The sequence below is a fragment of the Eggerthella sp. BIOML-A1 genome (assembly GCF_009875595.1).
Lineage (GTDB): Bacteria > Actinomycetota > Coriobacteriia > Coriobacteriales > Eggerthellaceae > Eggerthella > Eggerthella lenta.
Map to the genome: position 1 here is coordinate 84282 of NZ_WWRZ01000001.1, position 14414 is coordinate 98695.

Annotated in this window: 13 protein-coding genes; 4 read left to right on the top strand and 9 right to left on the bottom strand. The window is 62.8% G+C overall.

Annotated elements, in window-relative coordinates; all coding sequences use genetic code 11:
- Nucleotides 1-76: 76 nt before the first annotated feature.
- Together GT590_RS00360 and GT590_RS00365 are read left to right on the top strand one after the other, a co-directional pair.
- The gene (locus GT590_RS00360) at nucleotides 77-1342 is read left to right on the top strand and encodes a 4Fe-4S binding protein (RefSeq protein WP_114516220.1); all 1266 of its coding nucleotides are present in this window, start codon (nucleotides 77-79) and stop codon (nucleotides 1340-1342) included.
- A 68-nt stretch (nucleotides 1343-1410) separates the two neighbouring features.
- Nucleotides 1411-2448 (top strand): low specificity L-threonine aldolase, encoded by a 1038-nt coding sequence (locus GT590_RS00365; RefSeq protein ID WP_009305288.1) that lies wholly within the window; start codon nucleotides 1411-1413, stop codon nucleotides 2446-2448.
- Between the two features lie 70 nt (nucleotides 2449-2518).
- On the opposite strand, the gene GT590_RS00370 is transcribed toward GT590_RS00365, so the two are convergent.
- From GT590_RS00370 to GT590_RS00385, 4 genes are all read right to left on the bottom strand, one after another.
- Nucleotides 2519-3430, bottom strand: coding sequence for an acetamidase/formamidase family protein (locus GT590_RS00370; protein ID WP_009305289.1), 912 nt, complete (start codon nucleotides 3428-3430; stop codon nucleotides 2519-2521).
- A 12-nt stretch (nucleotides 3431-3442) separates the two neighbouring features.
- Nucleotides 3443-4897, bottom strand: a complete 1455-nt coding sequence (locus GT590_RS00375; RefSeq protein WP_114549969.1) for a sodium-dependent transporter — start codon at nucleotides 4895-4897, stop codon at nucleotides 3443-3445.
- A gap of 98 nt (nucleotides 4898-4995) precedes the next feature.
- The gene (gene dcm / locus GT590_RS00380; RefSeq protein ID WP_035584663.1) at nucleotides 4996-6249 is read right to left on the bottom strand and encodes a DNA (cytosine-5-)-methyltransferase; all 1254 of its coding nucleotides are present in this window, start codon (nucleotides 6247-6249) and stop codon (nucleotides 4996-4998) included.
- Between the two features lie 56 nt (nucleotides 6250-6305).
- Nucleotides 6306-7004, bottom strand: a complete 699-nt coding sequence (locus GT590_RS00385; protein WP_035584660.1) for an Eco47II family restriction endonuclease — start codon at nucleotides 7002-7004, stop codon at nucleotides 6306-6308.
- 290 nt (nucleotides 7005-7294) lie between these two features.
- On the opposite strand from GT590_RS00385, the gene GT590_RS00390 reads away from it, so the two are divergent.
- The gene (locus GT590_RS00390) at nucleotides 7295-8773 is read left to right on the top strand and encodes a LuxR family transcriptional regulator (RefSeq protein ID WP_035584657.1); all 1479 of its coding nucleotides are present in this window, start codon (nucleotides 7295-7297) and stop codon (nucleotides 8771-8773) included.
- Nucleotides 8774-8968: 195 nt separating this feature from the next.
- Entirely contained in the window at nucleotides 8969-10525 is a 1557-nt protein-coding gene (locus GT590_RS00395) for a flavocytochrome c (protein ID WP_021410022.1), read from the top strand.
- Between the two features lie 220 nt (nucleotides 10526-10745).
- On the opposite strand, the gene GT590_RS00400 is transcribed toward GT590_RS00395, so the two are convergent.
- The 5 genes from GT590_RS00400 to GT590_RS00420 form a co-directional block, all read right to left on the bottom strand.
- Nucleotides 10746-11033 (bottom strand): hypothetical protein, encoded by a 288-nt coding sequence (locus tag GT590_RS00400; protein WP_009305293.1) that lies wholly within the window; start codon nucleotides 11031-11033, stop codon nucleotides 10746-10748.
- A 419-nt stretch (nucleotides 11034-11452) separates the two neighbouring features.
- Complete coding sequence (locus tag GT590_RS00405; RefSeq protein ID WP_009305294.1) at nucleotides 11453-11731, bottom strand: hypothetical protein; 279 nt, start codon at nucleotides 11729-11731, stop codon at nucleotides 11453-11455.
- Nucleotides 11732-11762: 31 nt separating this feature from the next.
- Nucleotides 11763-12176, bottom strand: coding sequence for an ATP-binding protein (locus GT590_RS00410; RefSeq protein ID WP_021409982.1), 414 nt, complete (start codon nucleotides 12174-12176; stop codon nucleotides 11763-11765).
- A 13-nt stretch (nucleotides 12177-12189) separates the two neighbouring features.
- Nucleotides 12190-12495: an STAS domain-containing protein gene (locus GT590_RS00415; RefSeq protein WP_021410015.1), complete on the bottom strand. Its 306-nt coding sequence runs from the start codon at nucleotides 12493-12495 to the stop codon at nucleotides 12190-12192.
- Between the two features lie 2 nt (nucleotides 12496-12497).
- Nucleotides 12498-14357 carry a PP2C family protein-serine/threonine phosphatase gene (locus GT590_RS00420; protein ID WP_233671073.1) on the bottom strand — a complete coding sequence of 620 codons (1860 nt, stop codon included), beginning with the start codon at nucleotides 14355-14357 and terminating at the stop codon, nucleotides 12498-12500.
- Between the last annotated feature and the right edge of the window lie 57 nt (nucleotides 14358-14414).

Genomic DNA, 14414 nt, shown 5'->3' on the forward strand with positions numbered 1-14414 from the left:
TAGGATGCCGGCGCTCGCCGCGCATACGGCATGCGTCGGCAGACGAAGAGACGAGAGAAGACCCTGGGGGAACGGGATGCCGAATCTCATCGACATAGCGCAACACCTGGCCGAGCGACCGATGGTGGCGCTGCTGCACGAAGAGCGCTGCTTGCCGGAGCGCGATCTGGGCTCCACCTGCACGCGCTGCGCCGAAGCGTGCCCGGTCGACGCGATCGCCGTCGGGTTGGAGCGCGATGCGGAAGCGTCGCCCGCCGCCGCGTACGGCTCCGTGACGAAGGACGGTCCGGCCGGACCGCGTATCGACGACGATGCCTGCGTGCGCTGCGGCCGATGCGTCACGGCGTGCCCCACCGCCGCGCTTTTGGCGATAGCACCGCTCGACGACGACGCGCTGTTGGAAGCGAGCGTGCGGGCGGGAGCCGCGGCGGCGAAGCGGGCGGCGGGTTTTGCAGCGGAAGAGGCCGAGGGTCAGGGAGATTCGATCGGGACGCGCGATGCGGAAGCCCAGGTCGAGGCTCCGCAAGCCGCAGTCGCTCCCGCTTGCGCTGGATTCGCGTGCGAGCGCGCCCTGCGCGCGGGTCGCATCGATGCCGAGCGTACGGTCGCCCTTCCCTGTATGGCGTGGGTGGACGAAGCGCTCATCGTGCACATGGCGTGCTCGGGCGCGCAGCGCATCGCGTTGCTGACGGCTCCGTGCGCCTCGTGCGAGTACGCTGAAGCCGTCGTGGACCTTCCGAAAACGGTGCGTTCCGCCCAACGCATCCTCGACACGTGGCAGTTCGACGCCGCCGCGAGCATCGTCGAAACCGTCGACGATATAGCCGCGACAGAGGACGAGGACGCCGCAGGCGAAGTGTCGCGGCGCGGCCTGTTCTCGCAAGCGCGCTCGGCGCTGGTGGAGGCGGCCGCCGATGCAGCGTCGGCGCAGATGGACGCGCTGACCGGCCGAAACACCGCCGACGCTCCCGAGCCCGAGCCCGACCGCCGCCGCTGGCAGCTGCTGGACGACCTGCACGCTGCGGGCCTCCCGGCTGGCGATGCCGTCGTGCCGCGCGCGCTTGCACCGCGCGTGGACATCGATCCCGAGCGCTGCTCGGGCTGCGCGCTATGCGCGGGCTTCTGCCCCACGCAGGCGCTGCGCAAAGCCGGCAAAGCGCCAGGTGGGCGCACCCTGCTGGAATTCGATGCCGCGCTCTGCCGCGATTGCGGCACCTGTACCGAAACCTGTCGCTACGGCGCCATCTCCTGCGAGGAGACGCTCACCGTCTCCGAGCTGTTCGCGCTCGAGCCGCGCGCCATCGTCATACCCAAGCGCCGCGTGCTTCCCAGCCGCCGCTGACCGCGGACGATTCGCAACACCGCCCGCCTGCTACCATACCCCCTCATCAGAAAGGAACCGACGCCACGATGCTCCACTTCGACAGCGACTATATGGAGGGTGCCCATCCCGCTATCCTCGAACGCCTGGCCGCCACCAACTTCGACCAGACCTCCGGCTACGGCACCGACGAGGTGTGCGCCGCCGCCCGCGAGCGCATCCGCGAAGCGTGCGCGTGCCCGCACGCGAACGTGTACTTTCTGGTGGGAGGCACGCAGGCCAACGCCGCCGTGGCCGACCAGATCCTGCGGCCCTGGGAGGGCATCGTGTCGGCGACCACCGGCCACATCACCGCGCACGAAGCCGGCGCCGTGGAGGCGTGCGGGCGCAAGACGCTGCCGCTGCCGCACGTCGACGGCAAGCTGGTGGCCGCCGACGTGCGCGCGCTGTGCGAGGCGTACTGGGGCGACGAGAACCGCGAGCACATCGTGGCACCGGGCGCCGTGTACATCTCGCACCCCACCGAGTACGGCACCGTGTACTCGCTGGCCGAGCTGGAGGCGTTGGCGCAGGTGTGCCGCGACTTCGACATGAGGCTGTTCATGGACGGGGCGCGTCTGGGCTACGGCCTGGCCGCCGTGGGCGCCGACGTCACGCTGGCCGACATCGCACGCTTGTGCGACGCGTTCTACATCGGCGGCACAAAGGTGGGCGCGTTCTGCGGCGAGGCCGTGGTGTTCACGAAGCCGGGGCTGGACGACCACTTCTTCACGCTCATGAAGAAGCGCGGGGCGCTGCTGGCGAAGGGCCGCTTTCTGGGTTTGCAGTTCGACGTGCTGTTCGGCCAGGAGGACGGCGAGCTGCGCTACCAGCACATCGGGCGCCACGCCGTCGAGCTGGCGCAGCGCATCGCCGAGGGCTTCCGCGCGAAGGACTACGAGCTGGCCATCGACTCGCCGACGAACCAGCAGTTCGTCATCCTGGACGACGAGACGAAGGAGCGCCTGGCCGAACATGCGTCGTTCGGCTTCTGGGAGCGCACGCCCGACGGCCGCACCGTCGTCCGCTTCGCCACCAGCTGGGCCACCCGTCCCGAAAGCGTGAACGAGCTTCTGGCGCTGCTGTAACACGATAAAAGCCCCGGCTCGCTTTACGGCGAGCCGGGGCTTCGTTGCGTTCTTGGCGCGAGCGCTCGTGCTACGGCTGCGGCACGAGCGGCGGGAACTGGGGCAGCTTCGGGGTTCCCATGCGCAGGCTCAGCTGCACCTCGCAGGGCTTGCAGGCCTGGCTCAACTCCACGTCGCTTTGCACCGACATGTACATATACGTATCGACGGCATCCCAACCCGTGATGCGCATGAGCAGGCGCTGCATCTCCTTCGAGACGTTCATCAGAGCCTCGTCGAACTCCTGCGCGCTGGCGTTCACGTACCACTTGCCGTGCGGGCCGAACGTCTCCAGCACGGGCCAGTTCAGCTCGAAGTCCTTCACCAGCGACACCTTCACCGTGATCTCGGCCGCGATCTCGATGCCCGTGCCGCACAGCTCGGCATCGCCCATGGTGGCGTGCACGTCGCCCATTTGCAGCAGCGCGCCCGGCACGCGCACGGGGAAGTACATACGCGTGCCCTTCGTGATCAGCTTGTTGTCCAGGTTGCCGCCGTGCGCGCCCACGAAGCCGTCGATGACGTCCTCGCCGTCGGGCGCGGTGCCGATGACGCCGATCATCGGGTCGATGGGGAACTTCACGCCGTTGAAGTCGGCCATGCCGTCCTCGATGGGGATGATCTTGCTGCGGTAATCCGTCGTTTGGTACAGCGGTCCGCAGTGGTCGTCGGTGGCGATTACGCCATGGTCGGCCACTTGCACGTCGTAGATATCCACCACCAGCACGTCGCCCGGCTCGGCGCCCTCGATGTACACGGGGCCGGCCGCCGGGTTCGTGAACCCGTACGAGAAGTTGAGATCCTTCATGGTGACATCCTCGTTGGGGATGCGCCCGGCGAAGCAATCCTGCGTCTTGAACAGCAGCACCTCGCCCGGTTGCGCGGTCGCGCACGGCGCGTTGTCCTTGGAAAACGCCAGAACCTGATCGGTGATAACCTGCATGAAGTCCTCCTTCTACGACAGCCCCAGCCACGTGGCGAACTTCGGCACGTAGCCCATGACGAATATGATGATGATAAGCGCCGGAATGCCGAACTTCAGCCACAATTTCGACCAAGCCGGGAATTTCACGCCCTTGCCCGTGTCGGCCTCAGCCAGGAAGTTGTCCCAGCCCCAACCGCCCTTCGTCACGCAGAACAGCACGTAGAACAAGCTGCCCAGCGGCAGCAGGTTGTTCGACACGATGAAGTCCTCGATGGACTGGATGTCGCCGATGGCCGGAACCTGCACGCCCGCCAGCACGTTGAACCCAAGGGCGCACGGCAGGCTGAGCACCGTCACGATGATGGCCGTGCGGGCGACCGCCGTCTTGCGCGTCCAATTCCATTTGTCCATCGACCAGCTGATGAGGTTCTCGAACACCGCGATGATGGTGGACAGCGCGGCGAAGCTCATGAACACGAAGAACAGCGCGCCCCACAGCTGCCCCAGCGGCATCTGGTTGAACACGCTGGGCAGCGTGACGAACACGAGCCCCGGTCCGCTGCCCGGCTCCACCGCGAACGCGAAGCACGCCGGGAAGATGATGAGGCCCGCCACAAGCGCCACCGCGGTGTCCAAACCGCAGATGCGCAGCGCCTCGCCGGTGAGCGAGCGTTCCTTGCCGATGTAGCTGCCGAAGATTTCCATGGCCGAAATGCCCAGCGACAGGGTGAAGAACGCTTGGCCCATGGCCGCGTACACCGCGTCGCCGAACGTGGCCCATTGCTCAGCCGTCGTCGCGCCCGCGAACAGCTTGCCGAAGTCGGGGATGAGGTAGAACTTGAGACCCTCCAAGCCGCCCGGCAGCGTGACCGCGCGCACCACGAGCACGGCCATGATGCCCAACAGGCAGATCATCATCACCTTCGTGATGCGCTCGACGCCCTTCTGCAACCCCAGGCTGCACACAAGGAAGCCCAGCACGATGACCACGAGCATCCAGCCCACCAACTCGGTGGGGTTCGCCAGCATGTCGTTGAACACGGCGCCGACGCCCGCGCTGTCCAGGCCGTTGAACGCGCCCGTGCCCATCTTCACCACGAACGACAGCATCCAGCCGCCCACCGTGGTGTAGAACATCATGAGCACCATGCAGCCGATGTAACCCCACCACGAGAACCAATGCCACTTCCGCGACGGCTGCAGCGCGTCGAACGCCGCCGCCGAGCTCTTCTGGCTGGCACGGCCCACGGCGAACTCCATCACCATGACGGGGAGGCCCAAAATGACGAGGAACACGAGGTACATGAGCACGAACGCCGCGCCGCCGTACTCGCCCGTGATGTACGGGAAGCGCCACACGTTGCCCAAACCGATGGCACACCCCGCGGAAATCAAGATGAAGCCCAAACGCGAGCCGAACCGCTCGCGCTTGGCGACGCCCGCTCCGGCCACGTTCGCCGCGCCGGCCCCCTTGCCGTTGCTCATACCATACCTCTCCCGATGATTCTTGTACGAAATTGCCCGTAAGAAAAGCGTTACGATTGTAGCGTAAGAATTGTATGGTTGAGGCTTGAATCTGCTGGTCACTTCACCTTGAGAGGGGCAACTCGCTCCATGTCTTCGTCTATAGGAATGTAGCCAAGCGAAGCTAAGACGCAGCGTCCTACATGATAGCCAAGGTTGACCGGCACGGCATTCCCAATTTGTTTATATTGATTTGCGAGACTTCCCGAAAAAGACCAGTCATCTGGGAAAGTTTGAATTCTTGCATATTCTCTAACCTTCAGAGGTCGTGTTTCCGATGGATGGCACCTCTCTGTCTGCTTTTGGGCAGGAGCGCATGTCAATGTTAGACTCGGCTGATCCCACGACAGACGTCGCGCCATACCGGTTCTTCCTCCGGAAAGATGATAGCTGCCCCCCATGTATTCACGAGCAACGTCATCCGGAAGATCCCGCCAGCAACCACCTTCAGGAACGCGCTCCATGACCTTCCGCTTCTTCTCGGGATATTCTTGACCCTCCGAATCGGGACAGCCCTCCAATGCCTGCTTAAGCGAAATAAAGTAGTCACGCTCCTTCGGGAATAAGATCGGGCAATCAAGATCTTTTCGAACTGCGAAGATAATGAGCCTCTCGCGCTTTTGAGGAACATCAAGGTACTGAGCACGAAGAATCTTGTAATTGACCCTGTACCCCAGATCGTCAAGCGCCGCGAGCATCGTCTTCAACGTCCTGCCGCCATCGTGGCGTTCGAGCCCCCTGACGTTCTCTCCGATCGCGATTTTCGGCTGCACAACATGAATAGCGCGGGCAAACTCGAAGAACAGGGTGCCCCTCGTATCTTCAAAACCTTTTGATTTACCCGCATAGCTGAACGCCTGGCAAGGAAATCCCGCCTGCATTATCTCGGCCTGATAGGGGCTGAATTCGACATCGTGAACATCCCGATCGTCAATAACCCAATTCAATCCATGAGCATCGCTGTTGTCTTTCAACGCCTGTGCCGCATTCTTGTCGAACTCGTTCAGAAGTACATGATTGATTCCAGCATTGCTGAACCCGAGCGCAGTGCCTCCGGCGCCGGCGAAAAGGTCTATGCAGGTCGCATCGTCGAATGTTTCGTCCGCACGCAGGATCTGATAATCAGTCGAGTCCCCTTCGCCATTGAGCTTGCGGCGAAGGCGATGCAACTCGGCAAGATTGAACATACGCTTCTGGTTTTTATCTCGCGTTGACTTTATAAGACCGAGTTTGCTCCATCTTCTGATAGTGTCTGCCGAAACACCGAGCGCTTGCGCAGCAGCCGTCACGCTTGCAAACTCTTCTTTACCCATCGACCCTCACTTATAACCATTGCCTATGTAATGGTTATAAGTATACCTTATTGAGCTCAGTTCGTTGGCATGCTGATCAAGAAATATTCAAACATTCCTTCATCTTCGAACGGTTCTCCCTCGGCCACGTCTTTCAGAATGCGGGGAAACGCCATGTACAGCTCTTGAAGCGCATTCTCTTTGCCAAACGCCCACGTGTACGCAGTTGCACCATCACAGCATCGCACGGTTTCCTTCACGGGTCGCCCCGACACTTTCCAAGGACGATCGTATCTTTCCGGAGTCTTCGGAACGATTTGGACGAGATAGGAACTTGAACCGTGCATTTTCGAAAACGATTCCAACTTATCCCACATATGCTTCTCATCAGAAGCCTTGATGGTGTTGTAGCGATTCTTAACCTCAACGGCAATCGGTTCCGCATCGGAAGACTCCCGAACCATAAGATCGACGTCGCCGCCGCTGCATCCAAGATCCTTCCATCCCTCGGCAAGCCCGAGAACCGCCTGGTGCCAGCTGCCCACCGCATTCGAGATCGACTTGTTGATAGCCCTCAGCTTCTCGAACGCCATCATGCTTTCGGCGCTTTGATCGAACAGAACCGCCTGTACCATGATGGTGAAAGGATCGGGAGGGGTCTTCAAGGACTGGCTAGAGGCAAGCTTAGCCAATCGCTCGAAAGAATGCTTCGTGACTTCGAAAAGCTTCTGCTCATTTATCCAATCGAGCCCATACGAATGATCACGATCACTCATACTCTCCCCTTAAGACTCTGAGCCTGCATAATGGCAAAACTCGCTGTTTTTACTAGATCAAGCATATCATCTTTCCGCGAATGCCGCAGTGACTTTGCTGATGAGACTACCCTATCCATTAGAGCAAGCAGCACAAAATGCCCGAACATGACGAGGCCAAAGGAAAAGATACTTATCTGACTTTCTTCACGAAAGTTCTCCGATATGCCGCAAGCACGTTGCCGCGCGAAACCCGTCGCGGGCGCATTATAATGATGCGACGCAGCCTCGGGGGTCACGACGGAGGGGATATGGGGAACACCGACAAGCAGCATGGCGCAGGGCAGCTCGGTTCCGACCGACGCTACCTTGTCGCCGTTATAGGCTTCACGTGCCTGTACGCCGTGTGCGTGTCGTTCTTCTATTCCAGCTGGCTGGTCGGACGGCCGGGCTTTGCGCCCACGGCGTTCGACAACGTGCTGAATCCCTCCATCCTCGCCGCTTCGCTGCTGTTCTCGCTGCTCGTGCGTTCGAAACTGCCCCTCGGCCGCACGGCGTGCCTTGCAGCGGGTTACGCCGGCTTCGCGCTGGCGTTGGGCGGCACGTTCTTCGCCGCGACGAAGTCGCTCGACCCTGCCGTTGTCGCCGCTTCGGCGATAGCGGCCGGCATCGGCATGGGACTGGTCATGCCCTTCTATTTCGAGGCGTTCGCACGCTACTCGTCGCGCCGCATCGCCATCGCGTTCGGCATCATGTCGTTGGGCGGCATGGCGGCGAACATGCTGCTGGGGTTCGCGCCCGACGCCGTTTCGCTGGCAGCGTACGCGGTGCTGCTCGGCGCGTCGGCGCTGTGCCTGGGCTTCGCGTACCGTGCGGAAGCCGATGGAAGCGAACGCCGCGATCCCCCGTCGCATGCCCGCGGCGCGCTCTCGAAGCACGATTTCCTCAACGTGTTCCTCGTATCGGGCGTGTGCACGTTCGCGCTGTCCATCGTGTACGGCATCCTCGACACCGCGGCGACGGGCACCAGCGCCTCGCCCGCCGCGTCGATCCTCATCTCGCAGTTCGGAGGCATCGCGGCGGCCGCCGTGTTCCTCGCGTACTTCGGAACCCGTTCGAAGCCGAACCCGTCCATGCTGTTCAACGTGGTGTTCGGCATCCTTGCTACCGGCATCCTGTTCCTGCCGTTTTTGTCGAACGACTACGCCGTGTCGCTGAACATCCTGGCCGCCGCCGGATGGAAGCTCGTCATGCTGGCGCTGTTCTACCTCGTGGTCACCACCTACGCGCACTGCCGTACGAAGCTGCTCGTGGGCATCTCGCTGGCGTACGCGCTGCCGCGCTTCGGCCTGTTCGTGGGGCAGAACGTGGCGCAGCTGCTGGGCGTGGGCAGCACGGCCGACTTCGTGCGCACCACGGCGGTGGCGTTCTTCCTGCTGTACCTCATCCTCATGGTCATCTGGATGGTGAACTCGCACGAGCGCAAGCGCGCCGAATCGCAGGCGCGCGCGGCGGACGAGCTGCTCGGGCGTTTCGCGCAGGAGCAGGAGAGCGTGCGCAAGCTGCGCTGCGACGCGCTGGCCGACGACCACGGGTTGACGAACCGCGAGAAGGACATCCTGTACCTGCTTGCCCAAGGGCGCGACCTTGCGTTCATCTGCGAGACACTGTTTTTGTCGAAGAACACAGTGAAGAGCTACCAGAAGACCATCTACGCGAAGCTCAACGTGCACAGCAAGCAGGAGATCATCGACCTCGTGCATGGGGAGCTCGACGGATCTCGCCGTTAAAGCAAGCTCATCCTGAAGTTCGCTTTAACGATTCCCCTCCTATAACCCCTGATCGCGCACCCCACCTCAAGGGGGGTTTCGCAGTTTCCCGCTTCGGGTGGGGTGCCCGCGCCCGTTTGCGTCCGTAAGGTGGTTTCACGAGATGCGCCCCGACGGCGCATCGAGCACGTGAAACCATCATTGGAGGAGGCAGTAATGGGGATCAACGAAACAGGAGTATCGCGTCGCTCGTTCATCACGGGAGCGGCGGCGGCCGGCGTGCTGGCAACGTTGGGCTTGGCGGGATGCACACCGCAGGATAAGCAGACCGCATCGGCGGCCACAAGCGGCTCCGACACGAAATGGGATGAGGAGTGCGACGTCCTGGTCGTGGGCAGCGGGTACACGGGTCTGGCCGCGGCGCTTGAGGCGAAGAACGCCGGCGCGGACGTCAAGGTAATCGAGAAGACGGCGCGCGTCGGCGGCAACTCGGCGCTTGCGGCCGGCGACTTCGCCGTGTGCAACTCCAGCGTGCAGAAGCGCGAGGGCGTGCAGGATTCCGTCGAGCAGTACGTGGACGACATGATGGTGGCGGGCCTGCACCTCAACGACAAGGAAAAGTGCCGCGTGATCGCCGAGAAGTCCAACGAGACGTGGGAGTGGACCATCGAGATGGGCGCCACCTGGGCGAAGAACGACAACGACGAGTACTTCCTCTACCCGTACGGAGGCCACACCGTTATGCGTTCCATCGCGCAGGGCGACGGCGGCGGCGCGAACGTCACGGGCCCCTTCGCCGAGAAGCTGAAGGGACTGGGCGTCGAAGTCGAGACGAAGCGCATGCTCACCGAGCTGGTGAAGGACGCGAACGGCCGCGTGATCGGCGCCATCGTGCACGACAAGCCCAGCGGCAACGACGTGGAAAGCGGCACGCCCGTCGCCATCAAGGCGAACAAGGCCGTGGTGCTGACCACCGGCGGATTCGGCCGCGACCTGGCGTTCCGCCAGGCACAGGATCCGCGCCTCGACGACTCCGTGGATTGCACGAACCAGGAAGGCGCCACCGCCGAAAGCCTGCGCGCTTCGGTGGCCGCCGGCGCTATGGCGGTGCACACCGACTGGATCCAGCTGCTGCCTTTCATGAGCCCGGACGAGCAGGGCTACGGCGTCGCCGCCTTCTACACCGACGGCCAGGCCAGCTATGCTCCCACGCTGGACGTGGCCACCGGCAAGCGCATCGTCAACGAGCTGACCGACCGCAAGCGCTACGCCGACGCCATCCTGAAAACCGGCCAGCCGTGCGTGCAGATCACGTGCAAGAAGGCGCTGTACGACGGCGGCAGCGGCCTGGAGGGCGCGCTGAAGGCCGGCATCACCACCGAGTTCTCGTCCATCGAAGAAGCAGCCGAGCACTACGGCATGCCGGTTGATGCCGTGAAGGAGGAGATCGCCCGTTACAACACGTTCGTGGCGAACAAGCTGGACGAGGACTTCAAGAAGCCAATCCCCGACGACGCCCAAACCATCGACGAGCCGCCGTTCTACGGCGTGCGCCTGTGGCCGAAGGTGCACCACTGCATGGGAGGCGTGAAAACCGACCTCGAGTGCCGCGTCGTCGACATGGACCTGCAGGTCATCCCCGGCCTGTATGCAGCGGGCGAAGCGGTGGGCGGCATCCACGGCGCGTGTCGTCTGGGCTCCTGCGCCACGGCCGACTGCCTGGTGAACGGCCGCATCGCCGGCCAAAACGCCGCCAAGGAGCAGGGCGCCTAGCATCTGCGCGATGCGGCGTGCCGACCCCCGCTCGCACGCCGCATCGTTTGTCGCCCGAAAGCCGCGGTTTTGCCGCCAAGAGCGAGGCTTTCATGCGACAACGCGCCCCCTACCAACCAACTCGCGCCGCCCCGCCTCCCGGAAGGGCGACAAGCGAACCCCCGACCAAGCAGCGGCTCGAATAGAAGAACGAAAACAAGCGGAACCGCCGCAACCCTTGCTACTCCTCGTCGTCCACCTTCGTCTCGAACGTGAAGCGTGCAGCCTGCATCTCTTTGAGGTACGCCGAGCATATCCTCAGTTCGCGGCCGTCTTCGAGCGTGATGGCGAGCGAGCCCATCTTTCCATCCGTATCGAGTCGGATAAGCTTCATTGACGAGACCGACAGCGTCTTGATGGTCTGCCCGTCTTCCCCGCGCTCCTTGAATACGATCGGCTTCGTCTTCGTGAACCCGAATGCGTCGCGAATCTCCATCTCGCTCATGTCGGCCGTCTCAAACATTGTCATCACCGTTCCTTACCTCCGAGTATAGGGCGCCGCGCGTCATCCTCTCGATGCCCTGGAACGAAGGGTCGACCACGCAACCCTCCGCAGCAAAAAAACAACGATCGCTACCGTAGTATATAATCTTTTTAATCATTGATGACGAAGAGCTGTTCTAAAGAGCGCGCCCGCAATCGCCCAGATGCGAGCAAGGCCGAAGACGGGACGAACGAGCTTCCCGCGAAACGCAGCAAACACCGCCGCACCCAGCGGCGGTTCCCCATCGTTCGCCTCGCGCCAACGATCATGCGCTGTCGAATGCTATTGTTCGAGAAAAATCGACACCACGCACTGACAGAAAAGACCCCCGGGGTCTTTTACCAAGCGAACGCCGGCGTTTGCGAGAGCCTCGCAGCTGCAAACACCGGCAGCACAAGGCAGCGCTACTTGTACGTGATCAGCACCAGACAGCACAGCAGGCTGTCTCCCATGCCGCTGGGCGACAACTGCACGTCCAGGATCTCGTAGCCCTGCTTCTGCATGAACTCCAGCACGCCGTTCAAGATGCGCGACGTGTTCTTGCGGCTGTAGCCGCCCGCCATTTCAAACGCGCCCGCGTGGACCATCCCGTCTTTCGGGCGCAGATCCATGTTCTCCAGATACGTTGCCAGCTTCTCCAGCGCTTTATCCTCGGCGCTCTTACCCGTACCCATGAATCCCATGCTTCAGACCCCTTCCCTTCTGCGACGCGCCCTACCAGCGCTTCGCGATCGTCACTTCGTTGCACCCGTCGACGTAGCGGTACGAATGCGCGTCCATCAGACGCTTGACCATCATGATGCCCAAACCCCCGATGGGAGTCTCCTCCACCGAGCGGGGAGCCTCGGGGTCGGCGTGCCCGAACGGGTCGAACGGCACGCCGCCGTCGCGCAGCACCACCCTCGCCCCGCACCCGTCGGACGCGAGAGACACCGACACCTCCACATCGCCCGACCCGGGGTCGTACGCATAGCGAGCCACGTTCACGAACAGCTCCTCCACCGCCAAGCGCAGCTCCTTGCGCGCCTTGGGCGGGCACTCCGTCGTCCCCAAAGCCTCCGTCAGGAACCGCTGCACAGCAGGCTCGTTGCCCAACGCCGCCTCGATGCGCATGGTGCACGTCTGCACCGCCTCCACCTTCCTACTCCACGTCGAAGACGTCGATAAGACCCGTGATGTCGAACACCTCGCGAATGTCGTCGCTGGCGTTCACGATACGCAGAGTTCCTTCCGCGGCTGTGACCCGCTTTTGCGTGGCCACCAACACGCGAAGACCCGCCGACGACAGGTACTCCAGGTCGGCGAAGTCGAGCACCACCTTGCTCGTGCGCTCGAACACCGGCTCAAGAGCCTCCTCCAAATCGGCAGCCGTATTGGTGTTCAGATGCCCTCCCAACTTGAGAACCGCCTCGTCTCCGAAATAGTCTACTGCGATGTTCACATCCATGGTCACCCTCGATTCCCGGCCGCCGACGCCGCGGGGCCGTTTTCCTGTCCGTCGTAGCGCAGCACCAGCAGCGTGATGTCGTCGGCCTGATCGGCCCCTTCCGCAAAGGCGCGCACGTCCTCCTCGATAACGCCCGACACGGATGCCGGGTATCCGTCGCACTCCCGCTCCACCAGCTGGAACAAGCGTTCGTCGCCGTAACAATGATCCGACGCATCCATGGCCTCGGTCACTCCGTCGGTGTACAGGATCAGGGAGTCGCCCCGAATCATGGTGCGCTCGAACACGCGATAGGGTACACCCTCGAAGCTGCCCAACAGCAGACCCGACCGGTCGCGCATCCACTCGACCGAACCGTCAGCGTGTCGGTACAGCGGCGGGTTGTGCCCGCCGTTGGCGTAAACCAATTTGCCGGATCTCAAATCCAACACCCCAAGCCACACCGTAACGAACATGCCGGCTTCGTTGTCCTCGCACAGGCCGTCGTTCGCTCGAGCAAGCACCTGGTCGGGCGAGAGATCCTCGCGCAGGAGCTGGTTCAGCAGAGCCTTGACGCGCATCATGAACAGCGCTGCCGGTACGCCCTTGCCGGATACGTCGGCTATTACCACGCCGCAGTGATCCTGATCTATCAGGAAGAAGTCGTAGAAGTCGCCGCCCACTTCCTTTGCCGGGTGCATGGATGCCGATAGCCCGAAGTCATCGCATCCTGAGAACGGCGGGCGCACGGTGGGCAGAGCCGAAAGCTGAATGCGGCTGGCCACAGCGAGCTCGGATCGCGCCCGCTCGCGCTCGGCGCCCATGCGCGCGATGTCGTCCATGTGAGCCTGCAGCTCGTCGATCATGTCGGCCGTGCTGGCAGCCAGATCGCCCACTTCGTCTTTCGGGTAGCACTGCGAGCGGATGACGTCGGCCACGGCCGCGGACTTGCTGGCAGCGTAGTCCCGCACCTGGGAGCTGAGCGCTACGAGAGGTTTCACCAAGGTGCGGCGGAGCAGCAGAAGCATAGCCGTCAGGCAAACCGCGAACACGGCGAACGACACCACCACCGTGCTGGCAACCTGCGATCGCACTGCAGCTTCCAGCTCGTCGGTGCCCATCGACACCTCGTAAACCCAGGTCTGGCCGTCCACGGCAAAAGGCACGTACATAGCGTACGTTTCGCCGTCCGGCGCAAGGGCGGGATCCGTGCTGGGCTCGCCGGTTTCGACCGCTTCCCACAAGGCGGGGTAGTCAGCTTTGAGGCGCTGCTCCTCGTCGCCGAAGAAGTGAGCATCCACTCCGCGCTTCTGATCGCCGGAAATCCCCTCCGCAACGTAGAGGACGGTCTCGTTCTGCTCGTCCGGAACAACTACCGCAAGCCTCGACACGCTGAACGAAGCGCGCAGCCGGTCGAGCATCGCGTCCAGGGAATAGAGCGAGAGGGGTATGCTTTTTCGCTCGTACTCCGCCAGCATGCCGTCGAGACGATCCTGATCCTCCTCGGTCGCCTCCTCCTCCGACCCCTTGAGCCTGTCGACTTCGGCATTGTAAGCGCTTATCAGCCCCTGCGTTTCCGCGAGGCTCTGATCGTACGTCGTCGCGGGGTCCAACTCGTCAGCGTTGTCTATCCACGCTTGCAATGCATCCGAAGGAAGCGCCTGCGGAGTGGCGTTCGCGGCGTAACCGCCCACCTGCCCCAAGCGGTAGGCTTCGGACTGCAGGAAGGTATCGCGCGTGCTGACGTACGCGAGTGCGCAGTTGAGCACCACGGCCACTACGGCGAACGCCAGGAACACGAGCGCCAGCTTGCGAATGAGCCTTCCCGCATGCCCATCGTTTCGGCCGGACGACCGCTCCACCCGCCTTTCGTCGTTTTTCACGCAGCACCCCCGCATCGCGTCTTCATCGCATATTCGTTCGATCATAGGCCGGTCAGG